Origin of the sequence: Leptolyngbya sp. PL-A3, assembly GCF_039962325.1 — a bacterium.
Classification (GTDB): domain Bacteria; phylum Cyanobacteriota; class Cyanobacteriia; order Elainellales; family Elainellaceae; genus Vacuolonema.
Window position 1 is genome coordinate 348,254 of sequence record NZ_JAMPLB010000001.1, and the last position, 25,580, is coordinate 373,833.

A 25,580-nucleotide genomic window follows, 5' to 3' on the forward strand; every position below is an offset into this window, starting at 1 on the left:
GCCCCCTTGCCAACTCTGGAGCCACTGAGACGATCACTATGCCAGCAAAAACATTCTTTGCCGATGCTGAATATGAGGATTCGATGAATACACTTGATTCATCGAATAACGGTCCCGACCTGTTGCCCTCAGATTTAGAGAGTCAGATTGACAACGACCTGGCAACCCTAGACGTTGAGTATGGCAAATCTGACCCCCGAGGCCAGGCAGCAGGGCGACGCACCACCGACCTGGTACGCCTCTACCTACAAGAAATTGGCCGCGTACGGTTGCTCGGGCGTGACGAGGAAGTTTCAGAAGCACAGCGAGTGCAGCGCCACATGGCTGCTCTTGAGCAGTGCCGCAAAGCTGCCGAAGAAGGGGATGCCGTCCTACAACGCTATTTGACTCTGATAGAAGCGCACGATCGCCTGACCTCTATCCTGGGTCACCGCCCTTCTCTGGAACGCTGGGCCGCGGAAGCCAATATTGTTGTGACTGACCTCAAACCCACCCTGTCGGAAGGCAAGCGACAGTGGGCTGAGTTGATTGGCAAAACCCTGGAAGAACTGGAAACTATGCAGGCCGAAGGCATCGCTGCCAAGGATCATATGATCCGAGCCAATTTGCGTCTGGTAGTATCCGTGGCGAAGAAATACCAGAATCGGGGTCTGGAGCTATTGGATTTGATCCAGGAAGGTACCTTAGGCCTGGAGCGGGCCGTCGAGAAGTTTGACCCCACCAAGGGGTACCGCTTCAGCACCTACGCTTACTGGTGGATTCGCCAGGGGATTACACGGGCGATCGCCACCCAAAGCCGCACCATTCGCCTCCCGGTGCACATCACCGAGAAGCTCAACAAAATCAAAAAGGCCCAGCGCAAGATCGCTCAGGAAAAAGGCCGTACCGCCACGGTGGAAGACATCGCCAAAGAACTGGACATGACCCCACCCCAGGTACGCGAAGTGCTGCTGCGCGTTCCCCGTTCCGTTTCTCTAGAAACCAAAGTGGGCAAAGAGCGTGACACCGAGCTGGGTGACCTGCTCCCCGAAGAAGGCATTTCCCCTGAAGAGTTGCTGATGCGCGAGTCGTTGCAGAAAGACCTGCAACAACTCCTCACCGACCTCACTAGTCGTGAGCGTGACGTTATCCAAATGCGGTTTGGTCTGGGTGATGGTCAGCCTTACTCCCTGGCTGAAATCGGTCGCGCCCTCGACCTCTCACGGGAACGGGTACGCCAGATTGAAGCGAAAGCTCTGCAAAAGCTGCGTCAACCCAAGCGACGCAACCGTGTACGCGACTATCTAGAATCCCTCACTTAATAGGTTAGTTCGTCTTGATTGAAAAACAAGACGCGACGGTTTAACTTATGAGGCTTTCCTCTGAGCCGTATAAAACCGTTTGGATAGAACAGAACTAGGGGTCCCTTTGGGAACCCCTTTTTTATTCAACCTGAGTTCGGGTTAAGTGTGTTTTCGAGTGCCGCGCAACGCGCGGCACTCGAAAACGCTCATTTTGGCGTGCGCAAAGCGCACGCCAAAATGAGCACTTCAGCTTATCCCGAACTGAGGTTATTCAGTAGCGACATACTAAGGCACAGCCTGGATGCTCAGGGTAACGAGTAGATTGCTCTGCTGGGGAATGCCACTTGTTGTAGCAGGGGTAAATGTCCAATTACGAAGCACTAGACAGCGAGCCAAGTCTGTGTAAACAGGATTAGGGGACGCGCCTTCTTCAAAAGCATCGATCACACGTCCATCCGTATCGATTACCAGTCGTAGCGAGATCTGTTCTCCAAAGGAGACTTGGCTCTCCGGTGTTATCACACAGGAGTTTGGGTCTGTGGGGTCAGACGTGAAGTCGAGGGATGTTTGGACAGGTTGAGCCGGGACTTCAGGAATATCAGCCGTTGCATCCAAAGGTAATGCACTCCCAGGCGTGAGGCTTGCTAACCCGCGGCTAGGCGATACCTGTTGTGGCGTTCCAACATCTGGTAAACCATCCGAAGTACCCTCTGCTCCACCGGACGTAACGCTGTCATTTTCTCCAGGTAACCCAGCTCCCTCAGCGGAATCAGATGGATTAGGCACTGGCCCAGGCGAAGGAAGTGGGTTACCTGATACGACCGGAGGTCCGGTTTCTGGAGGACTGGATGGTAAATCCTGGTTCGGCTGAGGCTGCTCTGTAGCAGGGTCTTGAGTGGGTAAGGGCTCCTGAGGAAGGGGAGACGGATCTGGCACGTCAGAAAAATCGGCCGGGGGTTGGGGAGAAGCAGGTGTAGTATCCGTAAAAACTGGATTCGGTTGAGGTGTGAGGGGTTGTGGAACTGGTTGAGGAGCAACAGTGGGTGAAGGTTGAGGGGCTGCGGCCGGAGCAGTAGCGGCAGGTGCTCCAGCAGCAGATGCACCCGCAAGTGCTGGGTCTGCTGGGGTGGTAGCATCATTCAACGCAACCCCTCCCAACTGAGAAGCGTCAACCAGTTCAATGGGTGTTGGCTCCGTGCCTGTGCCTGTAGATTGAGGGGAGAGCGATCGCCACCATACTGGCGCTAACCATAACGCTGCCAAGTGCAACCCCATAGAACCGGCAAATAATCCTAACCAAAATCGCTTCGGTTGCTGGTAACGAAAGCGTTCGGATGAAAGCCGGGGGGATATATCCATGTTAAGGAGGGGGGGCATAGTCTCAAACACCTCCTGCGCCGAGGACGACACTGGCAGTGTTGACGAATTGCACAACAATATTTTCAGGCAAATTAATAATGCGGGACAGCCAGACCTGAAACGATGAAGTGTGACGTTCGTTTGTACCCTCCCTAGAGGAATTACGTCGTCCGTCCATCACGGCAACCCCGACAGAAACATAACAAAAACGTTACAAACAATGATAGTAAATACTATCAATTTCTCCGTGGCCTGGTTTTATAATAGCGACCTCTGAAAGGCAATGATTCTAACTAGAGTATTTTCACAAGCTCTGCTCAAGAAATTGATAGATAGTTCTATCTCCTGCAGGGCTTTGAAAGTGTTTCACTGCTGCTGCACAAAGTGTTTCCAAAATCAATCCTTTTTACTGAAAATAGCGCACGTTTATGCCGTCAATGACGTTCTCAAAACTCTAGAGTTCCGATTCACAAAGCTTTTACAAGCTTTGAAAAAGACGTGCTATTTTGTGATATAGACGGGTCTGGTATAATCTCAGAACTTAATTTTTTAGTCATATTTTTTGCCTTACCACAGGTGTGTCTCATTCACATACCTTAAGAAAGATAAATCCTTATTATAGAGAGTCAAAGAAGATTCAACGTTGGGTGAATTCATTCCCTGATATAGTTTGTGTTGAGCTCAGATCAGGGCAAAACGAACAGGTTCTACAGCTCGTTGCCGTCTGGGGAGAGCCTGATAAAAAAGACTTGGCTGATTTTTATCAGTTTTAGTTCGCCGTTAAGGCAGCCGATGTACATTGCAGCGCAGTGTACAGTGGTTTAGGCACGTTTATTGCAAGTTCACAGGAAGGGAAACTGATGTCTTACTCGCAAACGAAAACCCAGGCTGGTGCTGGGTTTCAGGCCGGTGTAAAAGATTACCGCCTGACATATTACACGCCTGATTACACTCCAAAAGATACCGATATTCTGGCTGCCTTCCGGATGACACCCCAACCCGGTGTTCCCCCCGAAGAAGCAGGCGCGGCTGTTGCGGCAGAATCCTCCACCGGTACCTGGACCACGGTGTGGACTGACCTTCTCACCGACCTGGATCGCTACAAAGGCCGTTGCTACGACATCGAGCCCGTACGTGGTGAAGACAACCAGTACATCTGCTACATCGCTTATCCTCTCGACCTGTTCGAAGAAGGCTCTGTAACCAACATGCTGACCTCCATCGTGGGGAACGTGTTCGGTTTCAAAGCTCTGAAAGCTCTGCGTCTAGAAGACCTCCGGATTCCCATTGCTTACCTGAAGACCTTCCAAGGTCCTCCTCACGGGATTACCGTTGAGCGTGACAAACTGAACAAGTACGGTCGTCCTCTGCTGGGTTGCACCATCAAGCCTAAGCTCGGTCTGTCTGCTAAGAACTATGGCCGCGCGGTTTACGAGTGTCTGCGTGGTGGTCTGGACTTCACCAAAGACGACGAAAACATCAACTCCCAGCCCTTCCAGCGTTGGCGCGATCGCTTCACCTTCGTTGCTGAAGCCATCCACAAAGCCCAGGCTGAAACTGGTGAGATCAAAGGTCACTACCTGAACGTGACCGCTGCTACCTGCGAAGAAATGCTGAAGCGTGCTGAGTATGCGAAAGAACTCAACATGCCCATCGTTATGCATGACTTCTTGACCGCAGGTTTTACCGCGAACACCACCCTGTCTCACTGGTGCCGCGACAACGGCGTTCTGCTGCACATCCACCGTGCGATGCACGCGGTAATCGACCGTCAGAAGAATCACGGTATGCACTTCCGCGTACTCTCAAAGTGTCTGCGTCTGTCGGGTGGTGACCACATCCACACCGGTACCGTTGTGGGCAAACTGGAAGGTGACAAGGCTGTTACCCTCGGTTTCATCGATCTGCTCCGCGAAAACTACATCGAGCGTGACCCCTCCCGTGGTGTGTACTTCACCCAGGACTGGGCTTCTATGCCCGGTGTAATGGCAGTGGCTTCCGGTGGTATCCACGTATGGCACATGCCTGCTTTGGTTGACATCTTCGGTGATGAGTCTGTTCTACAGTTCGGTGGTGGTACGCTGGGTCACCCCTGGGGTAATGCGCCGGGTGCAACCGCTAACCGGGTTGCTCTGGAAGCTGTGGTTCAAGCTCGGAACGAAGGCCGCGACCTGATGCGTGAAGGTGGCGACATCATTCGTGAAGCCGCTCGTTGGTCTCCTGAACTGGCTGCTGCTTGCGAACTGTGGAAGGAAATCAAGTTCGAGTTTGAAGCGGTTGATACCGTCTGATGCTGATGGATGGGGGATTCTGAGGTCGGAATGGGCCTCTCTACTCCAGCTTCAGATCCCTATCCAGAGTGAGGTTATGAATCTCAATCAGATTGCAAAGGATACGGCAAAGACAGTCATTAGTTATTTGACCTACCAGGCTGTTCGGACAGTTATCGCTCAGTTGAGTGAAACAGATCCTCCCAGAGCAATCTGGTTGCAACAATTTTCCTCACGCGAAAAGGTTCAGGATGGCGAAGCCTATTTGCAGGCCCTTTTCCGGGAACAGGCGACTCTCGGCTTTCGAATTTTGACTGTACGAGAGCACTTGGCTGCAGAAGTCTGCGATTTCCTGCCGGAAATGGTGCAAACAGGCATTCAGCAATCTAACTTGCAACTCCGCTGTGAGCAATTGGAACGGATGACGCAGGTGGATGAAGGGGCGATCGCCCGGCCTCCTGATGAACCCTCCTCTGAATCTGAGGGCAATGCATAGAGGGTTTCACGAACCTGTTGCATTCAAACTCAAACCCGTTTTTCCTCTATCACGACATTGAGAGAACCATGAAGACTTTACCCAAAGAGATTCGTTACGAAACCTTTTCTTACCTGCCTCCCCTGACGGATGCCCAAATCAACCGTCAGATCCAGTACATGCTTGACCAGGGTTACATCCCCTGCGTTGAGTTCAACGAAACCTCTGACCCCGAGGTTCACTACTGGACCATGTGGAAGCTGCCCCTGTTCAATGCCAAGAGCCCTCAAGAAGTACTGTCTGAAGTTCAGCAGTGCCGCTCTGAGTACTCCAACTGCTATGTGCGTGTTGTAGGTTTCGACAACATCAAGCAGTGCCAGGTAATGTTCTTCATCGTGCACAAGCCCGGTGCTAACTCCAACTACGGCGGCGGCAGCGGCTACCGCTACTAGAGAGATCGGTTACTTATTTTGCGTTTCAAAACCATAAATAAGTAAAATCTCACATCAGAGGTTGCTGAACTACACAGTGCTCAGCAACCTCTTTGAAGCAATTATTTCCAAGATGAAAGCTTGGTTTTGAGAGAGTTTATCTCTATAGCGCTGTGCACGTTGGTTAAGTATGGTGATGTGGGGCACGAAGTGCCCCACATCACCGTTGCTGTGCTTAACGCACTTGCACATTGCTATAAAGTCAATTTTCTGGAGTTTTAGCCTTTCATTCTGTACTTGCCAGGGTTGCTTGGAAGGGAACGTGAGGTAAAGTGCGGCATGAAAGACTAGAACTTTATTCCTAATCATGATTCCGTGTTGACGGAGGGAAGCTATCTTCCCTCTTTTTTTAGTTAAAAATCGACGCTATGCCAGTACTCACGTTGACTAAGCAGTGCCATAATGTGCAGCACGAAGTGCTACAGCAGCGGCCACAACGCTTGTATAGTGCTGCTTCTAATTAAATTGCGTAAAGTTATATCAAAAGGAAAGTAGCGGGGCGAAATCCCGCCTCTCTCCTTTTGGTACAAGCCTTCCGGCGATAGCTAAATAACTCTGGGCAGTTTTTCTGAAACCCTTAATTTTGCGTGTGCTTCGCGCACGCAAAATTAAGGGTTTCAGAAAAACTGCCCGAACTCATGGTTGGGAGAAAGGCCCTTTAAACTTCTTCCAGAAGTGGATGCATAATCAGCGTTGTTGCCGTCATACGCGTAGCATCAAGCAGTGTATCCGTCATAATGGCCTGTCGCATATCAGCACCATCCAAATTGCTGCCACACAGGTTCGTGCGCGTTAAATTTGCTTCTCCTAGTCGTGCTCCTGCAAGATCGGTACGTCGTAAATCTGCATCTTGCAAATTTGCACCTCGCAGATCTGCCCCCACTAACGTGCAATCCACCAGGTGAGCTCCAGCTAGTGAAATATCATGCAGATCTCCCAGACTGAAAACGGCCTGCTGTGCATCGACGCCATCCAGAATTGCGTTACAAAGGGTAGCCAGATTTAGGTTGGCTCCGCGCATAATTGCATAGCTGCTGTTGGCGTAACTCAAATTGGCCCAGCGCAGATTCGCATCACATAAACTGGCGCGTACCAAATTTGCGCCTGTCAATATGGCCAGTGTTAAATCAGCCTGATCTAATCGGGCTTCATTCAGAACTGCATCGGAAAAATTTGCTTCTCCAAGAGCGGCTTCAGTGAGGTTAGCCAGGCTCAGTATCGCGTTGCAGAGGCGCGATCGCCGCAAATCTGCCCCTTGCAAGTCAGCCTCGCTCAAAATGGCCTCGCATAGATCCGTGTCACTCAGCTCGGCTCCCTGCAACATGACTTCGCTTAAGTAGGCCTGCCGTAGGGAAGCTCGTTGTAACTTAGTCTGGCAAAGATTCCCCCCCACCAGAATGGCAGACTCCAAATTGGCTTCCTGCAAGTTCGCCCCTTGCAAATCAACCCCACTCAAGTCGGCATAGCTTAAATTGGCCCTTCTTAGATCTAGACCGCTCAGGGCCGCGCCGCTTAGATCCGGAGACTCGTCACTTCTCTGACGCCAGCAATTCCACTGTTCAACATTCTCTTGCAATAACGTTAAATGATTCGAATTTGCCATGATAACGTCTCTTCGTCGGGAAACAGAATCGGCCAAATTCCCGATGGGGACTTATCGGATAGCCTACTGCTATCTTCGGTTACGTAGAGGAATATCCGGAAGGGCAATCTTTCGGATACTTCAAATCAGGTTCAACATTATTCAAGAAGTGCTATACTATTTAATCGGTACGCCGATGTGGCTCAGTGGTAGAGCACTCGATTCGTAATCGAGCGGTCGCGGGTTCAAATCCCGCCATCGGCTTATTTAGACAGAAAAACGTAGTTAGGGCTTAGCAAAGAAATAAAATCTCTGAGGAGAGTGCAAGCTTTGTTCATATCCTCCTTCTCCGAGGTTTTGTTTGACAGCAGTTCTTTATTTGTTTGTGGCGATATGTTTGTCGAGGTAAAACTTGTTCAGGCAGTGTGCGTTCAAGATAAATAATCTGTGACTCTAGATTATGTTTCACATCTGTAAATGAGATATGGAGAAAAGAGTAATACGTGCTCTTTTCTCCATATCCTGTCTATAACTCTCGGGGGTGCTTTAAAGCTGTCTCAAGGGTTGCTTTTCTATCCGCCTTGTGATCCCCAAAAACACTCTTCAAAGCGAGCCCTAGTCTTTATTCTGGAACATTGTTCTATATCTCACAACATGCGGTATGTTGTAAAACGTTCGCGTGCTAGGGCTTCTGCTGACTTAAGGGTTGTAAATTAAAACGCCCCAGGCAGGACTCGAACCTGCGACCGACTGCTTAGAAGGCAGTTGCTCTATCCAACTGAGCTACTGGAGCACGGACGATGAGAAAGCAGCAATGCTAACAGAGAAACTATTCTATGACATCTTACGAGGAATCGTTGCATTCCCCGATAGGATGGGAAGACTAAAAGTCAGCATAGACGGTTGACTCTCAATATATTACAAGGTATCGGATGGGAACGGTAAATCCAGACCGTACCTCCCGGCAAAAACCGAGATACACTGACTGTGTTAGTCCGGGTGTCTTCTTAGTTGAGTCAGGCTACCTGAACCTTGCGATCGCCTTTGGGCTGTGCTCTAGCCCTTCGCCCCAGACAGGAGTAGTTTGCCAGCGTCATGTTTATCCTCAAGCGGCAAGATGTAGAAATAACCAGCATTCCGCACCCAAAGAAGGATCAACAGATCCCAATCTTGCAATACCAGGGGCAACATTTCCGCTTGATCAGCGTGTTCAATGCCGCTCAAGAAGAAGATGCCAAAGCCTTTTGGCGGGATTTAACAGATAACCGTGGCAAAGCCTGCGTCTTGTTAGAAGAGCCTGATCGCTATAGCGTTTGGGGGAAAGTGCGTCTGGATCAGCTTGGGGGCGAGGGAAACGATGCAGCAGAAGGTGATACTGCAGCTTCCTCGTTCATTCAGGCGTGTTTGTTACTCTTACAAGCTGTTTATATTGACATTGAGGATTTGTTGGGAGCGCGGCAGGCCAGCCTGTTTCAGAAGGAAGTCGTCACCATGTTTCAGCAGTGGCGTTTTCCTCATACCGATACGCCAGAAGCTATTAATCAGCTGCTGACGGTTGATCCGCTGGCTTCCCTACAAATGCCTCCGTGGCAAGAACACCACCTCAATACCTTGCTTCAGGAGCTATATCGGCTAGGGAAGCAGCACTTCGGCAATGCTAACTTTACAGGCCGAGTGTTGGATGCCCTTCAGGATATGTCCAGCAATGATCGCAAGCAGTTTATGCACTGGTTGCAGCAATCTCCGACAGGTCAAAGCTGGAAGTAAGACAGAGTTGGTAATCGGCCAGAACGTTACCACCATGCTAACTTTGTCAAAAACTTGAAACGCTTTGCCAGATTTTGAGATAAGGTTTATTGTCTACATTCATTGGTGTGAGAGTCCTTTGAGGCTGTTCATTACACTTTTTCTCTATACTTCAAAAAACAATCCTACGTCTGCCGAGGTTCCGTGTTGTGACTAAGAAAGCCTCTGCTTCCCTCTCTATTCAAGCCATTCTAATTGTGGCGATCGCATGGGCCGTCATCTCCCTGATGTTTTTTCTGCTCTTCAGCGTTCCTCTACCGGGGCAGGGGCGGCCCATCTGGTACAACGTCACGACCTACATCCTGGAAAACCTGGCGTTTTTAGGGGCAGGGTTGCTCTGTTTTCGTAACTGGCGGAGTTCCCAAATTGTCAGCGGACGGGTTGTATGGTTGCTCATTGGGTTGGGCATGATTTCCTTTTTCATTGGCAACCTGATTCTGTTTTGGTGGGAAGTTGTGTGGGGTAAATCTCCCGATGTTTCCCCTGGAGACTTCTTCTTCCTGCTCATGTATGTATTAGTAGGAATCGGGATGTGGTTGGCGATTACCTCTCGGAAACTGAACCTGACCCTTTTGCAGTGGTTGCTTGTGCTTGGGATTGCCGTTGCAGGGGCTGGTTTGTCCTATGTGATTTACAACGGTGTGGGAAGTACAGCAGCATTACTGGAGGCTCCAGCGATCGCCCAGGAAGTGCCAGCAACGACCTCATCTCCAGCTCCCTTTACTGCACCGCCTAACCCATCGGTAGCTCCCACGCCTGCTCCAATCGCTCCCGCCGCTGACGCTCCCCAAGAGGAAAACAGCAATATTCCTGGTTGGGCAAACGCTATGACGGAGCAACTAGAACCTTTCAGTGATGCAATCAGCGTGGCCTACGTAGCTGGAGATTTGTTATTGCTAATGGCAGCCAGTTCATTGCTACTGGCCTTTTGGGGAGGGCGGTTCTCCTTATCCTGGCGGTTTATCGCTGCTGGAGCCTTGTGTTTCTACATTGCAGATACCTGGTTCCTTTACGCAACTACTTACATTACGGATTACCAGACTGGTGCATTGCCCGAGGTATTCTGGATTTTCAGTGCCTGCTTGTTTGCAATGGGGGCAGCGCTAGAGTATGACCTGTCAGGTCGCTCCCGACGTACCAGCCGGAGACGGGGCTAGTAGGCTGCGGCCTAAGTTCGCAACCCATGTTTTTGTGTAGGGTGCGAAGCACCCTACACAAAAACATGGGTGATGGATTTCCGCCTCAGCGTACTAGTTCAATAGAGATAGCGACACGGCATCGGTCGTTATCGCGATGGCTAGAGAATAGGGCGGAATTCTTGCTCCCTTTAAAGACAACTGATTGGTGATCTATAGTCAGTTCAACCAGGCATGAAAGGATGGAATCCTATCCTTTTGCGCCTGATTGAACGGATAGTTGCTAGAAGGAATTGCAGTCAGACTATATTTGTTTGCGATTGTAAGCAGGGTTTAACCAAGTTGTGCGTTAAGATTGATCGGTTGAGAATGATGCAGCTTTCCACCGTGAAAGCTACCATCAGTAATGGATTGGGCGATCGCAACCAGGCGGACTAAGACCTATGGCTCCTCAAAAGTTAACTGAGGCGGACAAGCAGGAAATTTTGGCACTTTACCGCACCACCGATGAAACGACATCATCGTTGGCGGGGCGTTTTAGTGTTAGTACGTCGACGGTTAGCCGCATACTGAAACAGAGCTTGTCAGAGGACGAGTACGATGCCCTGATTCAAAGCAAGCGCGCTGCTGGCAAAGGTTTGAGCCTTGCATCGTCGGACGATGAACCCGATGACAATAACGATGATGTGGAAGCAGAGCAACTTTCGGTTCTTGCAAATGACGAACCTGAGGTTGTTTCCCCTCCTCCCCCTTCTATCCGTCCAAAGCCAGCTAAGCCAGTTCTTGTGAAGGAATCAGCTTCCGCAGAGGATGGCAATGGTGCTGATACAACGGCTGGCCGTTCCCGTCGCCGCCGTTCCTCTGCCGCCGGAGCCGCGCCTGTCGATGAAAATCCTGTCTTGATTGAATTGGAAGAGCTAGAGAAGGAAATTCAGCAAGAGATTCGCCATTCTGTTTACGAAAACATTGACGAACCCTCTGCCGGTCACAAAGATCCTCTAGTTCACGTGGTTGAAACCGTTGCGAAAGACCTCACTATTGAGAACTTAAACAAGCCCGTAGATGTGGTTTTGGCGGAAGAGGAAGACCTCGATGAAGAGGAAGACCTCGACGAGGAAGACCTCGACGATTTGGATGATGACATCCAGGATGACGATGATGATGACTTAGGGGAAGAAGGGGAAGCAGATTATTCTTCAATTCACCTGAAGTCTGGACGGGAGGTCGAAATTCTGCCCCTGGCTCAGGCCACATTGCCACGGACTTGCTACCTGGTGGTGGATCGATCCGCTGAACTCATTACCCGTCCTTTGAGTGATTTTGCTGATCTGGGGCAAATCCCTGAAATCGAGGCTCAGGCCCGTACTCTACCCGTGTTTGATAACCATCGGGTCGCCAAGCGCTTTATGCGGCGAATGCAGCGGATTGTGAAGATCCCCGATACGCAAATGTTCTTTAAGGCCAGCCCCTATCTCCAGGCTAAGGGCATTACACGGTTACTGGTAGATGGTCAGATCTATGGGTTAGATCTGATGGATGAAGACTAATGGAGGGATCCTCATCCTTCACCCCAGAAGAATTGGCAGCCTGGCAACAAACTTTGGAGGCTGCCAACTGGGCTAACATTCTCTGTCATTGCCGACGGTGCGATCGCGAATGGGTCGCCTCCACTGAGGAACCCTGTTCCTGCGGTAGTCGCTCTGTACAGTATCTTGCTTGCTGGCAATTTCCTGATGACTGATCCGCGGGCCGACGGTTTCGGTCGCTCTCTTCGATAGGTTTGACCCATGGTAAAGGAATCTGTGCCTGCGATCGCCCTTAAACCGGGGCGAGAGAAGTCTCTGCGGCGGCGCCATCCCTGGATTTTTGAAGGGGCGATCGCCCGTGTCAGTGGCGACCCTCAGTTTGGAGAGACGGTGGCGGTAACAGCTCAGGATGGAAGTCCTTTAGGCTGGGGCAGCTATTCCCCCCGCTCCCAGATTCGCGTGCGCATGTGGACGTTTGATCCGTCGGAAACGGTGGATGCTGAGTGGATGGCTCATCGGTTGAAGCGGGCGATCGCTTACCGCACGACTCGCCTGTTGAATGAAAGCCATACTGCTTGCCGCCTGGTTGCCGCTGAAAGTGATGGGTTACCTGGGGTTATTGTGGATCGTTATGGCGATACACTCGTCTGTCAATTTCTGGCAACCGGAGCAGAATATTGGCGTTCAACTCTAGTGGAGCAGTTGCAAACTCTCCTACCAGGATTGGATATTTACGAGCGCTCGGATGTAGATGTTCGCGGTAAGGAGCGTTTGCCTTTGCGCTCAGGATTGCTGGCCGGAAAAGAACCGTCTGAATTGCTAGCGATCCAGGAGGGCAATGGGCAGTATTGGGTAGATGTCCGACAGGGGCACAAAACCGGGTTTTATCTTGACCAGCGAGAGAACCGGGCGATCGCCATGCAATCCGCAGCGGGCTGTAACGTCTTAAATTGCTTTTCTTACACAGGGGGGTTCTCCGTTGCAGCCCTGGCCGGAGGAGCATCCCATGTGTTGAATCTTGATGCATCGGCGGCAGCTCTGGCTTTGTCAGAGAAGAACCATGAGTTGAATGGGATTGAGCGCGATCGCTACACCCATCAGGAAGGGGATGTGTTTCAGGTGTTGCGCCAGTTTCACCAGGAGCGGCGGCAATTTGACATGATTATCCTCGACCCCCCAAAATTCGTAGAATCTCAGGCCAGCCTCAACCGCGCAGCCCGGGGGTATAAGGACATTAACCGTCTGGCATTTTTGCTGCTGCGACCCGGCGGTTTGCTATTCACGTTTTCCTGCTCTGGGCTAATGCCCATTGACTTGTTTCAGAAAATCGTTGCAGATGCGGCATTGGATGCTCATCGAGAAGCCCAAATTATTCGACGCTTGGCCCAGGCAGCAGACCATCCTATCCTGCTGTCTTTCCCCGAAAGTTTTTACTTGAAAGGATTTGTTTGCCAGGTGCTGGAAGCTTAGAACCCTGGTACAGTCTTGAATAACCTGAGTTCGGGTTAAGGGCGTTTTCGAGTGCCGCGCGTTGCGCGGCACTCGAAAACGCTCATTTTGGCGTGCACATAGTGCACGCCAAAATGAGCACTGCAGCTTATCCCAAACTGAGGTTGAATACAACGACATCAATTAAGCTTGATTCTTAGTTTTTGGAAAGCCGCGCTCCGTATGGCTTTTCAAAACTAAACGTCCTGCTTCATCGTTCCGACCACTCTCCAAAAGCCAAGGCTGGTAACTTTCCGGCTTTGGACTGCACGGTAACAGCTGCTTGTAATTGGGAGGAGATGTTGAAGCTCCAGAGAGGCCAGTGAGAAGGACGTTGACCATCTGGCAATTGGTGGAATTTGGGTAGCTTATTCGGAGTTAATTCCACATCAATTTGGTTGAGTGGGAGAGTCAGTCCATGTCCCGTTGCCTTAAGGTAGGCTTCTTTGCATGTCCAGGCTCGGAAGAAGGCAAGGGCTTGATCCCGCTCAGGAAGGGCTGAAAATGTTTTTTGCTCTTGGGGCGAAAAATAGCGTTGTACGATGCTTTCCATTTGAGGCACCGGGCGCATCGCTTCCAGGTCGATGCCGACGGGGATGAGGGCGATCGCATACAACGCCCAATCCTCGGAGTGGGTCAGATTGAACTGGATACCTGAGGCATTGACTAAACTGGGTTTGCCATATTTGCCGTAGTCAAATTGCAGACTTTCAGGAGGTCGGTTCAGGTAGGCCCCGAGAATCTGTCTCAGAAAGCCTCGTCCGGTGATGAAGCGATCGCGATCTCTCTCAAACCGAAACCGGGCTGCCCGTTGTAGCTCATCAGCGGAGAGCCATAATTTGGTCTGGTTTAGAAACTCGGGCGATCGCACACAATAGGCCCGCCAAATATGAACCTGCCCCTCCGCCAGGGTTTGAGGATCAAGGGGGTGGCTCCAATCGGGTTGCATCATGGTCGAGAAGTTGCGTAGGCGTCAATACGGCTTTGCCAAAACTGTACCAGGGCATCCACCGCACGATCCCAGTTCAGCTCGTTGGCATAGTGCCGTCCCTGCTGCCCGAGAGCATGACGGAGTGCTGGATCGTCTGCTAAGCGCTGAAGCTTAGTCAAGAAATTCTTGGAATTTTCTGGTTCGAAAAGCAATCCCGTCTTTTCATCCTGCACACTGTCAATAAAGCCACCTGCTCGGGGAGCCAGTACGGGAATGCCAGCGGCGGAGGCTTCTAAGGCGGTTAGCCCCCAGGTTTCTTTGCGGGAAGCACTGACATGGATATCACTATGGGCTAATAAGGCCGGTACCTGTTCTGGGGGAACCCGTCCCAGAAAATAGACGGCGATTCCTGATTGTTGAAGGCGATCGCCAATCTTCTGCTTTAATTCTCCATCCCCAGCAATAATAACGGCCAGCTTCCGCGTTGATGCTCCTTGCGGCTCCCAACCTGACAGTGCCTTCAACAAAAAGCCCCAGCCCTTGTCGGGAGTCAACCGGCCCAAAAATAAAAGCTTGAGGGAGTTGGATAGATCTGGTAGACCATAGTGGGTCTGCCAAAAGTTACTTTCCTGCATCACTTTGCCGAAGGCTACCGGGTCTACGCCCAGAAATGGCCCATACACGGCATTATGCAATCCCCAGTGCTGGACCTTATGCAAGGTTGTCGGGCTTGCTACCAGAGTAGCGTCGTAGGCGTTATAAACTCGGCGGGTAATGAAGTGTTTGGCAAGCCAGCGGAGGGGAGCGATCGCCCCTGTGGGCAATGGCAAAAAATCCTCCATGTACTCTAGAAAATTCGTGTGGTAAAAACTCACACAGGGAATGCGATCGCGCTTCGCCAACTTCACGGCTGGAATGCTGCCCAATCCCAAAAAGATACGATCGGGTTCATCGACATGAATAATATCGGGCTGAAAAGATTGGATAGCTGCCTCAAGGGCCGAACCTGCCTTCCCACTAATGTTACGCTCAAACTCCACCCCCATAAAGGGTTCGCTCGGAAGGCTAACCACCTGTACTCCGGGCAATAGATTTCCTACATAGTCTTGCCAGTTGGGGTATACGGTGGCGATCGCCTGATAATCAGGACATAACACTTGTACTGAATGTCCGAGAGTACTCAGGCGCTTGATGCGTTCAGCCACCGTGACAGTTACCCCATCAATGACGGGAAGAAATCCTGAGGTCACAATCGAAATTTTCATGACCGCCCCCCTAGAAGTGAACAGATGAAACGGCTCATCGTCATTCATCCTACCGGACGAAGTCCTAACTCGCGTTTTTATTGTCACAGCTAAAATTTTAAGAGCTACGATATTCAGGACTTACGCATTCTTGTTGTGTGGGGTGTACGAAGCACACCCCATAGTGGACTTGCGTCAGTCCTAATATTTTCAATTTGAAAATGTTCCTGGTTTAAGTTCACCTATGTTTGGTGGTGTGGAGTGCGAAGCACTCCACACCACCAAACATAGGTGAACTCAAGTCATCAAGCACTCAATACGTAAATCACTAACGCCGTGGTCCTATCTGAGAATAGGAACGCGTTGCTGAACCATTATTGCGCTCATGACTGCCGTTACTGGATGGTGTTGAGCTCGATGAAGCACTCGTAAGATCCATATTGAAGCGATACCCAACATTACGCACCGTCTGAATCAGATTCGGCTGCCGGGGATCGACCTCAATTTTTTTGCGAAGCGAGAGGATATGGGTATCCACCGTGCGGTGGTTATCAATTTCGTCTGGCCAAGCTTTCCGCAGTAGCTCCGAGCGGCTGAGCGGTGACCCAGATGCCTGTGCCAATACATAGAGCAGGCTAAATTCTTGAGGAGTCAGATCGACTGTGTTCTCCTTCAGCAATACCCGCCGCTGGATCAGATCGATCTTGAGATCCCCATAATCTAAACAGACCGGAATAGCCGCAGCACGGCTCCGGCGAGTCAGAGCTTCGATGCGGGCAAGAAACTCCTGCATTCCAAACGGTTTCGTTAAGTAATCGTCTGCCCCAGCTCGTAACCCGGCTACAACATCTGCCTCTGACACCCGAGCCGACAAAATCAGCACCAGGGGTTGATAGTGCTGGTGCAGCCAGCGGCAAAACTCCAGCCCATCCCCATCGGGCAAATCCAGGTCAAGCACAACCAATCGGGGTTGGCGTACCTGAAAAATGTCCCGCGCCTGCTGTAAATTGGCCGCCTGATGCACTGTGCAACCGACCTGCTGCAAATGCCAGCCTAGGAGCGATCGCAAATGCGGATTTCCTTCAACAATTTGAATTGCAAATGAAGTCACAGTACCCGATTCCTGTTCGAATCAGTATGGTTAACTTAACAGAGCACTTGTCAAGGTTTTGTAACTAGCGTTACCCACCCTGGATTCGCTGAAGGGTATACCTCAAGAAAATGTGGGAATCCCAGTTCAAAATCCTGTAGAGATCCACGCTTTAACTGTAGACCGATAAATATTTTATTAGGGCGAAAGATGGGGGAAGATTCTTAGCGCCTCCCTCATCCTTCCCCCAAAATATTGGTTTAAGGCTTACGCATTCATGCTGTGTGTAGTGTATGAAGTACCCCACACACAGCATGAATGCCTTTGAATAGGCACTGCTGGAGAAGCTACAGGGCCACAACCCTCGAAATAGCTGCAATATTCTGCACTTGTAAAAACGAATACGGCTCAGACTCCCCGATCCGTAATTCTGAGGGATTTATTTAATTTTGAACACCTCCCCCGGAGAGACAAGCTGTACCGGTGGGTTAAGGGTAGAATAGGAATAGCAAATCATCGTAGCCCAATATTTTGTTACAGGTTCTCTGTTCAAAGAATTGCGTGAGATGCTTGCTAATGAAAGATAACTGCACGTTTCGTAGCTAAGGTCCACGTTTAACTAAGTCTATGCTGCAAGACGCCCAGACAATCCGTTACTACCAGCGGATTACCGATGCTCTCCATGAGCAGTGGAACCGGGGATACCGGTTTGATGACCTGAGGCTTTATCTAGAAGGGTATCTAGCGGCCCTCCGCCATGCCAACACGATCGAGCCTTACCTGATCCATCGTCTAGAAGAAGAAACGCTCCGATACCTTTACGACCCCTCGAACTTCGAGATGGTTCAAACCCAGTCTGAGCCTGATTACTACTAACATATTCCCCCGAGGGACGTTACTTGTTGGGGGTCGGCCTCCAACCCAGATCAGAGTGATTGTTTCCGAAATATTTCGATGAATATTGCTGTGGCATGTTAAAGGGGCACTTCCCGTTTCCAAAGAAGTGACCCCTTTTGTTGTATTCAGTTTTTATCATGTCGGGTTAAATACTTTTCATCATAAGTATTTAACTTGACTTGCTATTAGAGGTAGGGGCAAAAACCCTTACATCCTGAAAATTGACAAACTAAAGGGGGGCGTAGCACATTGTGCCACGCCCCCCTTTATGGGTATCAGGAGGCTAATGCCACTTCTACCATTTGTTGAAGTTCGCCCTTCTGATACAACTCGATCAGAATGTCAGAACCTCCAATAAATTCTCCATTAACGTATACCTGAGGAATGGTAGGCCAACTGGAGTACTCTTTAATGCTCTGACGGATGCTCTCGTCATCCAACACGTTTACGGTCTCATAGGGCACACCCAAAACGTTTAGGATCTGCACCACATTATTGGAGAACCCGCACATAGGCATCAGGCGAGTTCCCTTCATAAACACAACGATCTTGTTGCTACTAACGATCTCGTCAATCTTTTGCTTTATTTCTGGAGTCATAGTCTTTCCGATCGCTCTCACTGTAATAGAATAGCGTCTTTAATCAAGCCCTCTGCACAAGTTTAATTCTTCTGTAATCTCTGAGTGGATGACCCAAGCCATTTACTTTTACTGGTTGTCTTGTGCCTTACCGTCCATGCCGGGCTAACTGCGCTATGAAAAACTGCGTTGCCAGGGTTGGATCCGGTGCTTCCATGATAGCCCGCACGACTGATACTCGTTGGGCTCCGGCTCCAATTACGGCGGTTACGTTCTCAGTGTTAATGCCGCCGATCGCAAACCATGGTACTGGAGAATTCTCGGCAGCGTAGCGGATATAGTCTAACCCTGCGGCAGCTTTCCCCGCTTTAGTTGGAGTTTCATAGACGGGGCCAACGCCGATATAGTCGGCCCCTTCGTCAAGGGCACGGTGCATTTCGTCAGGGTTCGTGGTCGAACGGCCCAAAATCCGTTCTGGCCCCAGGAGTCTGCGGGCAAAGGCAACGGGCATATCCTGTTGGCCCAAATGTACACCATCGGCATCCACAGCCAGAGCGAGATCTACCCGGTCGTTCACAATGAACAGGGCGTTGTATTGATGGCAGATCTGGCAGAGCTTGCTGGCAACATGGTAGCGGCTCTCGTCGTCCCGTTCTTTGTCACGATACTGCACCAATGTCAGGCCGCCCCGAAGTGCGGCCTCTACGGTAGCGAAAATATTTTCGACGGGGGAGGTGACGAGGTAGAGGGGCGATCGCCGCAATTTCTGCAACCGCTGTTGCCCCACCAACTGCGATTCCAACGTATAGGTGCGGTAGCGCAACTGCTTAGCGGAACTTGCTAATTCTCCATGCCCTACTTTCCCGTACTCCTCCAACACCCGCAGTGCTTCCTGAACTCGGCTGAAGTTGACCACCAGCACCTGGGTGAGACCGCTGCGATGTTCTTCTTGAGGATGGCTCAGCTCTGTTCCAGGATCACCAGGTGTATCCCGGGCAGCACGAATTTCGGGGGTATGCCAGCGACCCAGCTCCTGCCGGATTTGCTTGCACTCCTCCGTCAACTGGGCGTCATTCAGCCCAAAGCGGCACCATTCCTCGATGATGCGAACACCCTCGCGGGCGCGGTCGAGATTGGCATCCAAAATACGGAGAATAGCGGATGAAGTAAAATCCGGGACAGTTTCCATGATCGATTGATGAACGTTGATATTTCGCAGATACCCATCTTAATACTCATAGAACTTACAGCCTTTTCGGATCGAATGAGGTACGAGAGGAGGGTGGGACTTTGTCCCACCCTCCTCTCGTACCTCATTCGATCTCGAAGGGGGATATGCATTTTTGTTAGTTGTGAGAAATTTTACTCGCGGCAACCGGCAAAAATGCATCAAGCTCTGACGTTGATCTTGCGTGGGCATCCTTCTGCAAGATCAACATATGCTAGGTGATGCGCGGTATTTTGGAAAAGGCTTAGCAGACGTATCGGAGACGATGCCATGAAGTTCCTATTCATCATTGACCCCATCCAGAAATTGGACCCGGGGCATGATACGAGCGTCGCTCTGATGGAAGCGGCTCAACAATTGGGCCATGAAATTTGGATTACCGAGATTGGGCGGTTGAGTGTACTGGATGGACGGGCAGCAGCTTCGATGCAGCCCGTCCAGTTGGTGCCGGTGGATTTGGTAGAGGGACGTTGGGTGGCGGCGAACCCCTGGTTTGAAGTGGGCGATCGCCATTTTCGCTACCTCGACGAGATGGATGCCATCTTCATGCGCACCGATCCGCCCGTGAATGTGCCCTACCTCTATGCCACCTACATTCTTGACTACGTTGATCCCACAAAAACTTTGGTGGTCAATAGCCCTAATGGTTTGCGGCTGGCCAACGAGAAGATGTACGCGTTGCAATTTACCGAGGCGATTCCCACCACTATCGTCGCGACAGAAAAAGCCGTAATTCGTGAGTTTATAGAGAAACATGGGGCCGCTGTGCTGAAACCTTTAGGAGGTAAAGGCGGCGAAGGGATTTTGTTTGTAGAGGCGAGCGATCGCAACTTCAACTCCCTGGTCGAAATTAGCACCCAGCAGGGTCAATATCCCATCATGGTGCAAACCTATTTACCTGCCGCTAAAGATGGCGACAAGCGAGTGATTTTATTAGACGGGGAACCCCTGGGTGCAGTGAACCGTATTCCTTCGGGGGGTGACTTTCGGGGCAACATGGCCGTGGGGGGCCGCGTGGCAGGAGTGGACGTGACAGAGCGCGATCGCGACATCTGTAACCAGCTCGCTCCTACTCTCAAGCGAGACGGCCTCTTTTTTGTGGGTATCGACATCATTGGTGGCTACCTCACTGAAGTCAATGTCACAAGCCCCACAGGGATTCGCGAGATTGATCGCCTCAGCGGGTTACGGCTAGGTCATCAAGTCATGGAGTGGGTTGTGGGCCGCTGCAACAAACCTGAGATGAAGTGAAGCAGAGGTAGGAGAAAGACGGATCAAAGGCTAAGTGAAGGACCGCGAAAATCAGAAGAATCACGGAAAATACGAAGTCATTCAGTGTACCTGCCTCGGCCGCCTGTTCTAATTCCCCTCAAGTTCCGTATCCTCTCCGACAATATTTTTTGAACTGCATATCACAATACGGGATAGTCGTCTTCAAACCTTGTTTGAACTCTAGATTTCGTTCTTCAAGGCACGAAATCGTTAGTCTTTTCAAAGACTTCTTGAACAGGGTCTAATAAAATTACGGCGGCAAGTGTGACCCATTTTTTGAGCGGCTCATTATCAATTGTTTAGCTATAGAGGGATTCAGGAGAATCAACCATGGGCGATCAACGCCATTTTCAGCAGGGATTAGGAAGCATCAAACGCCGTCGCTTCTTACAGTATGGTGCCATGACTCTAGGAACGGGTCTGGTGACGGCCTGTACCTCATCACGTACTCCTACAGATCCAGCAGCGTCACCGTCGGGTAGTGCTTCACCGGCTGCTTCCTCCGGATTAACCAAGGTCGTTTATGGCACCAACTGGTACGCTCAAGCTGAACACGGTGGCTTCTATCAAGCCGTGGCAACGGGCATTTATAAAGATTCCGGTTTGGATGTGACAATTCAAATGGGCGGCCCTCAGGTGAATGGTGTGCAATTGTTGACGGGAGGAGCTATTGATTTTTTCATGGGATACGCATCCCAGGCGATCAAATCTGTGGAAGAAAATATTCCTACCGTCACCGTAGCCGCTCTATTCCAGAAGGATCCTCAAGTCCTGATGGTGCATCCTGGTAGCGCCAGTACCCTGGAGGATTTGAAAGGGCGACCCATCTTTATTTCTGCTGCAGCCAATGCAACCTACTGGCCCTTCCTGAGAGCTAAATTTGGCTTTACAGATGACATGAAACGGCCCTACAACTTCAATTCTGGACCTTTTCTGGCTGATAAGAACTCGGCTCAGCAGGGCTATCTCAGTTCTGAACCTCTCAAGATTTCGAAGGAAGGTGGGTTTGAGCCCGTTGTCTTTTTGCTGGCTGATGCTGGATATAGTCCCTACTCCACGACCATTGAGTGTAAGCGGGAATTGACGGAGCAAAACCCTGATCTGGTGCAGCGGTTTGTGGATGCGTCGATTAAAGGGTGGTACAGCTACTTGTATGGTGATCCGGCCCCGGCAAATGCTCTGATTAAACGGGATAACCCCGAGATGACTGACGAGCAGCTTGCCTACGGCATTGAGAAGATAAAGGAGTATGGCATTGTAGATTCTGGCGATGCGCAATCTATGGGTATTGGTGCCATGACAGATGCCCGATGGAAAGACTTTTTCGATACCATGTCGTCAGAAGGGCTCTTTAAGGCAGATACCGATTACACCAAGGCTTACACGCTGGAATTTGTGAATAAAGGTGCTGACTACTATAAAAGTTAGGGAACGTTAGGATTGTCTGTGCCTGGCTCAGCCATCGGAGTATTGACGTTATGAGTTCCGAATCTGCATTTACCCTGGCGGATGTCAGTAAGGTGTATTCCAATGGGACAGTTGCCCTTCAGAACTTGAACTTGGCAGTTCGGAATGGTGAATTTGTCAGTTTATTGGGGCCGTCGGGGTGTGGTAAAAGCACAGTACTCCGTCTGATTGCGGGGCTAGGTCAGATGAATACGGGGCGTCTGGATTGGGGAGAGTCCTCCAAACGCAAACTCGCTTATGTCTTTCAAGAAGCCGCATTGATGCCCTGGGCTACTGTGCAGGATAATGTGCGGTTGCCTTTGAAGTTGGCCAAGGTTCCTAAAGCTGTCGCGCAGGCAGCAGTGGCAGAGGCGATCGCCCTCGTTGACCTTCAAGGCTTCGAACATGCCTATCCCCGAGAGCTCTCGGGGGGTATGAGAATGCGAGTCTCCATCGCCCGTGCCCTTGTAACCCACCCCGATCTGTTGTTGATGGACGAGCCCTTCGGGGCTCTGGACGAGATGACGCGCAGCCGCCTTAATACAGACCTGCTTAACCTTTGGCATCAGAAGCGGTGGACGGTGGTGTTTGTGACTCACAACATCTACGAAGCGGTTTACCTCTCAAATCGAGTTGTTGTGATGGCATCTCGTCCGGGGCGGGTGGTTGCGGAAGTACCCATTGATGCACCGCATCCCCGTACTGAGGCGTTTCGCATGTCACCAATGTTCAACGACTACTGTCGCCAAATCTCGGGCTATCTCTCCCAGGCGGCTCAGTCTACTGGAGGGGCGTCCCTCCCAGGCTCTCACTATGCGAATTTGATAGATTTAAGACCTTAACAGATTGGCAAAGAATTTTTTGAGGCGTCTTCGACGTTTCAAAAAGCGATCTTTAAGAGCTTGATATCCAATACTTAAAATTGCAGCTTTTTGGCGTTGGATACCTGTTTGTTGCCTGTATTTTTGTTGTTTGGCCGCCCCTATGACGAACTACTTCAGCAAGCTCTGGCCTGAACCTGATTCCTCTGAGGGTTCTCAACCCTCAGGTAAGTTCTCGTTGCGAGCGCTGGTTTCATCCGATGTCGTGCCACCCTTGATTGTTGGAGTTGCAATTCTCCTGCTTTGGGAAATTGGGGTACAGGTGACCAAAACACCGCCTTATATTTTGCCAGGCCCTTCCCTGGTACTGAAATCCCTGGTGCAAGATTGGGGCACGTTGTTCCCGGCCCTGTTGATTACGCTTCAGGTCACTGTTGTAGCATTTCTTCTGGCAGTCGTATCGGGGTTGGCGATCGCTATCCTATTTACTCAGAGTAAGTGGATTGAGCGCAGCTTTTTTCCCTATGCGGTGATTCTGCAGACGACGCCGATCGCGGCGATCGCTCCTCTGATCATTCTCTGGGTCCGGCAGATTGTGCAGGGCGAGCAGGCCACCTTTGTGTCTTTAGTCATTTGTGCCTGGATTGTTGCGTTTTTCCCCATCCTTTCAAATACGACTTTGGGGCTCAACAGTGCCGATCACAACTTGTTGAACTTGTTTCAGTTATACAATGCCAATCGCTGGCAGACCCTGCTTTATCTGCGATTGCCGAATGCGTTACCTTACTTCCTGGGTGGTTTGCGTATTAGTGGTGGATTGGCTCTTATTGGGGCGGTTGTCGCTGAGTTTGTGGCTGGAACAGGGGGAACACGCTCCGGCATCGCTTACCAGATTTTGATGGCCAGCTTTAACTTGCAAATTCCTAAAATGTTCGCGGCTTTGCTTCTCACAACTGTCCTGGGTGTTTTGATCTTTGTAGTACTAACTCTGCTATCGGATTACTGGTTGCAGCACTGGCATGAGAGCGCTATTAAACGCGAAAACTAAGGACTTGTTGATTTTTCTGTAAACGGGTTAATTTTGCTGAGGTGTCGTTTTCCTGCAAAATTAACCCGTTTATAAAGCTGTTCGTTGACCGAAGTGAGGATGCGAGATGATCGAAATTCCTGAGACTGGCCACTACTGGCTGCACCGTGCCCATGTGCCTGTAGCACTACTAGTGCAGTCTCTGAGTTCCCAAACCCAGGAGGGGTTGGCCCTGGTGGATTTGGAAATTCGAAATGGGTGCATTCAGCAAATTCAACCATCCAGTGTAGAGCTTCCGACAGAGGGTACTATTATCGATTTGCAGCACCGTCTGGTGTTTCCTTGTTTTGCAGATTTACATACTCATCTAGACAAGGGCCATACCTGGGAGCGATCGCCCAATCCCACGGGGCACTTCGATGATGCATTAACGACGATCCAGAGCGATCGCTTAGCCCACTGGAATTTTGAGGATCTCTATCAGCGTATGGAGTTTGGGCTACGGTGTGCCTATGCGCACGGTACTCGCGCTCTGCGTACCCATTTGGATGCGATTGCCCCCCAAGGTGAGGTTAGCTTTGCGGTGTTTCGGCAATTGCAGAAGGAGTGGAGCGATCGTATTCATCTCCAAGCAGCATCTTTGGTGACTCTGGATTACTTCCTCACACCGGATGGCGAAGCACTAGCGGATTTAGTGGCCGAATCCGGTGGGGTTTTGGCCGGGGTTGCTTTTCCCAATCCAGATTTAGAAGCTCAAGTTGAGCGGGTCTTTGATTTGGCTCATGAGCGTGGCTTGGACCTGGATTTTCATGTGGATGAAAGTCCCGATCCGGCTTCAGATGCCCTCCATGAAGTGGCTAAAGTGGCTCAGCGTCATGCTTTTTCGGGGCAGATTGTATGTGGGCATTGCTGTAGTTTGTCTCTCCAAACTTCAGAAAAAGCAGAGGCGGTAATTGCGGATGTTAAAGGGGCAAACATTGGGGTAGTGAGTTTGCCGATGTGCAATATATTTCTGCAGGATCGCAATCAGGAAGCCTCAAAGCAATTACTTCAGAATCTATCAGGCAATTTCCTGGCTTATTTTCGCGATATGCCGTCACGTACGCCTCGTTGGCGCGGGGTGACGCTACTGCATGAGCTGAAGCAGGCAGGGGTACCGGTGGCGGTGGCAAATGATAATTGCCGTGATGCGTTCCATGCCTATGGCGATCACGACATGGTGGAAGTGTTTCGAGAGTCGAGCCGTATTGCTCACTTTGACATGCCCTATGGGGATTGGTGCCGGACGGTGACGATGACGCCTGCTGATTTAATGGGGCTGCCAGAGGTGGGGCGAATTGGTGTAGGGTTGCCGGCAGATTTGGTTGTGTTTAAGGCTCGGTATTTTAGTGAGTTGTTGTCGAGGCCGCAGAGCGATCGCATAGTTCTGCGCAATGGTATTTCCATCGATACAACTTTGCCGGATTATGCTGAGCTAGATCACCTTATTTTTAAGTCTTGAGTATTGATTGTTTTGGGTATTTTGTGTACAAAAAACAATCTTTTCAGCCAGTTTAGGAGTGTTAAGACTAACGTATTTTGTTAGGTAACCTGAGTTCGGGTTAAGGGCGTTTTCGAGTGCCGCGCAACG

Annotated in this window: 22 protein-coding genes and 2 tRNA genes; 16 read left to right on the forward strand and 8 right to left on the reverse strand. The window is 50.6% G+C overall.

The window, feature by feature from the left end; translation table 11 throughout:
• Positions 1-38: 38 nt before the first annotated feature.
• The gene (sigC, locus tag NDI52_RS01450) at positions 39-1,301 is read left to right on the forward strand and encodes an RNA polymerase sigma factor SigC (RefSeq protein WP_190774045.1); all 1,263 of its coding nucleotides are present in this window, start codon (positions 39-41) and stop codon (positions 1,299-1,301) included.
• Between the two features lie 267 nt (positions 1,302-1,568).
• Here sigC and NDI52_RS01455 read toward each other — a convergent pair whose 3' ends face one another.
• A complete protein-coding gene (locus NDI52_RS01455) occupies positions 1,569-2,660 on the reverse strand; it encodes a hypothetical protein (protein ID WP_190774046.1) in 1,092 nt (363 codons plus the stop codon).
• An 842-nt stretch (positions 2,661-3,502) separates the two neighbouring features.
• Here NDI52_RS01455 and NDI52_RS01460 point away from each other — a divergent pair.
• The 3 genes from NDI52_RS01460 (at position 3,503) to NDI52_RS01470 (ending at position 5,839) form a co-directional block, all read left to right on the forward strand.
• A complete protein-coding gene (locus NDI52_RS01460; protein ID WP_190774048.1) occupies positions 3,503-4,933 on the forward strand; it encodes a form I ribulose bisphosphate carboxylase large subunit in 1,431 nt (476 codons plus the stop codon).
• Between the two features lie 76 nt (positions 4,934-5,009).
• Positions 5,010-5,408, forward strand: a complete 399-nt coding sequence (locus tag NDI52_RS01465; RefSeq protein ID WP_190774049.1) for a chaperonin family protein RbcX — start codon at positions 5,010-5,012, stop codon at positions 5,406-5,408.
• Between the two features lie 68 nt (positions 5,409-5,476).
• Positions 5,477-5,839 (forward strand): ribulose bisphosphate carboxylase small subunit, encoded by a 363-nt coding sequence (locus NDI52_RS01470; protein WP_190774050.1) that lies wholly within the window; start codon positions 5,477-5,479, stop codon positions 5,837-5,839.
• 697 nt (positions 5,840-6,536) lie between these two features.
• Here the strand turns inward: NDI52_RS01470 and NDI52_RS01475 are convergent.
• On the reverse strand, positions 6,537-7,481 hold the full coding sequence (locus NDI52_RS01475) for a pentapeptide repeat-containing protein (protein WP_190774051.1): 945 nt from the start codon (positions 7,479-7,481) through the stop codon (positions 6,537-6,539).
• A gap of 171 nt (positions 7,482-7,652) precedes the next feature.
• On the opposite strand from NDI52_RS01475, the gene NDI52_RS01480 reads away from it, so the two are divergent.
• Positions 7,653-7,724 (forward strand) — tRNA-Thr (locus tag NDI52_RS01480).
• A 455-nt stretch (positions 7,725-8,179) separates the two neighbouring features.
• On the opposite strand, the gene NDI52_RS01485 is transcribed toward NDI52_RS01480, so the two are convergent.
• Positions 8,180-8,253, reverse strand: a tRNA-Arg gene (locus NDI52_RS01485).
• A gap of 302 nt (positions 8,254-8,555) precedes the next feature.
• On the opposite strand from NDI52_RS01485, the gene NDI52_RS01490 reads away from it, so the two are divergent.
• The 5 genes from NDI52_RS01490 to NDI52_RS01510 all read left to right on the forward strand — a co-directional run bounded on the left by NDI52_RS01490 (position 8,556) and on the right by NDI52_RS01510 (position 13,398).
• Positions 8,556-9,227, forward strand: coding sequence for an Npun_F0813 family protein (locus tag NDI52_RS01490; RefSeq protein WP_190774052.1), 672 nt, complete (start codon positions 8,556-8,558; stop codon positions 9,225-9,227).
• A gap of 188 nt (positions 9,228-9,415) precedes the next feature.
• On the forward strand, positions 9,416-10,423 hold the full coding sequence (locus NDI52_RS01495; RefSeq protein ID WP_190774053.1) for a hypothetical protein: 1,008 nt from the start codon (positions 9,416-9,418) through the stop codon (positions 10,421-10,423).
• Positions 10,424-10,845: 422 nt separating this feature from the next.
• A complete protein-coding gene (locus NDI52_RS01500) occupies positions 10,846-11,949 on the forward strand; it encodes a transposase (protein ID WP_190774054.1) in 1,104 nt (367 codons plus the stop codon).
• Positions 11,949-12,143, forward strand: coding sequence for a hypothetical protein (locus NDI52_RS01505; protein WP_190774055.1), 195 nt, complete (start codon positions 11,949-11,951; stop codon positions 12,141-12,143). Before NDI52_RS01500 ends, NDI52_RS01505 begins: the two co-directional genes overlap by 1 nt.
• Positions 12,144-12,189: 46 nt before the next feature.
• Entirely contained in the window at positions 12,190-13,398 is a 1,209-nt protein-coding gene (locus NDI52_RS01510) for a class I SAM-dependent methyltransferase (protein WP_190774056.1), read from the forward strand.
• 229 nt (positions 13,399-13,627) lie between these two features.
• Here NDI52_RS01510 and NDI52_RS01515 read toward each other — a convergent pair whose 3' ends face one another.
• The 3 genes from NDI52_RS01515 to NDI52_RS01525 all read right to left on the reverse strand — a co-directional run bounded on the left by NDI52_RS01515 (position 13,628) and on the right by NDI52_RS01525 (position 16,702).
• On the reverse strand, positions 13,628-14,368 hold the full coding sequence (locus NDI52_RS01515) for a 4'-phosphopantetheinyl transferase superfamily protein (protein WP_190774057.1): 741 nt from the start codon (positions 14,366-14,368) through the stop codon (positions 13,628-13,630).
• On the reverse strand, positions 14,365-15,612 hold the full coding sequence (locus tag NDI52_RS01520) for a glycosyltransferase (protein ID WP_190774058.1): 1,248 nt from the start codon (positions 15,610-15,612) through the stop codon (positions 14,365-14,367). Before NDI52_RS01520 ends, NDI52_RS01515 begins: the two co-directional genes overlap by 4 nt.
• Positions 15,613-15,919: 307 nt before the next feature.
• Positions 15,920-16,702 (reverse strand): response regulator, encoded by a 783-nt coding sequence (locus tag NDI52_RS01525; protein WP_190774059.1) that lies wholly within the window; start codon positions 16,700-16,702, stop codon positions 15,920-15,922.
• Between the two features lie 606 nt (positions 16,703-17,308).
• Here NDI52_RS01525 and NDI52_RS01530 point away from each other — a divergent pair.
• Positions 17,309-17,557: a DUF6761 family protein gene (locus NDI52_RS01530; protein ID WP_190774060.1), complete on the forward strand. Its 249-nt coding sequence runs from the start codon at positions 17,309-17,311 to the stop codon at positions 17,555-17,557.
• Between the two features lie 296 nt (positions 17,558-17,853).
• Here NDI52_RS01530 and grxD read toward each other — a convergent pair whose 3' ends face one another.
• Positions 17,854-18,177, reverse strand: a complete 324-nt coding sequence (gene grxD / locus NDI52_RS01535) for a Grx4 family monothiol glutaredoxin (RefSeq protein WP_190774061.1) — start codon at positions 18,175-18,177, stop codon at positions 17,854-17,856.
• A 127-nt stretch (positions 18,178-18,304) separates the two neighbouring features.
• A complete protein-coding gene (locus tag NDI52_RS01540) occupies positions 18,305-19,345 on the reverse strand; it encodes a thiamine phosphate synthase (protein WP_190774062.1) in 1,041 nt (346 codons plus the stop codon).
• Positions 19,346-19,654: 309 nt separating this feature from the next.
• On the opposite strand from NDI52_RS01540, the gene gshB reads away from it, so the two are divergent.
• The 5 genes from gshB (at position 19,655) to NDI52_RS01565 (ending at position 25,451) form a co-directional block, all read left to right on the forward strand.
• On the forward strand, positions 19,655-20,635 hold the full coding sequence (gshB, locus tag NDI52_RS01545; protein WP_190774063.1) for a glutathione synthase: 981 nt from the start codon (positions 19,655-19,657) through the stop codon (positions 20,633-20,635).
• Positions 20,636-20,986: 351 nt separating this feature from the next.
• Complete coding sequence (locus NDI52_RS01550; protein WP_190774064.1) at positions 20,987-22,084, forward strand: ABC transporter substrate-binding protein; 1,098 nt, start codon at positions 20,987-20,989, stop codon at positions 22,082-22,084.
• Between the two features lie 50 nt (positions 22,085-22,134).
• Positions 22,135-22,944: an ABC transporter ATP-binding protein gene (locus tag NDI52_RS01555; RefSeq protein ID WP_190774065.1), complete on the forward strand. Its 810-nt coding sequence runs from the start codon at positions 22,135-22,137 to the stop codon at positions 22,942-22,944.
• 142 nt (positions 22,945-23,086) lie between these two features.
• On the forward strand, positions 23,087-23,971 hold the full coding sequence (locus NDI52_RS01560) for an ABC transporter permease (RefSeq protein ID WP_190774066.1): 885 nt from the start codon (positions 23,087-23,089) through the stop codon (positions 23,969-23,971).
• A gap of 106 nt (positions 23,972-24,077) precedes the next feature.
• Positions 24,078-25,451: a cytosine deaminase gene (locus tag NDI52_RS01565; RefSeq protein WP_190774067.1), complete on the forward strand. Its 1,374-nt coding sequence runs from the start codon at positions 24,078-24,080 to the stop codon at positions 25,449-25,451.
• Positions 25,452-25,580 lie beyond the last annotated feature (129 nt).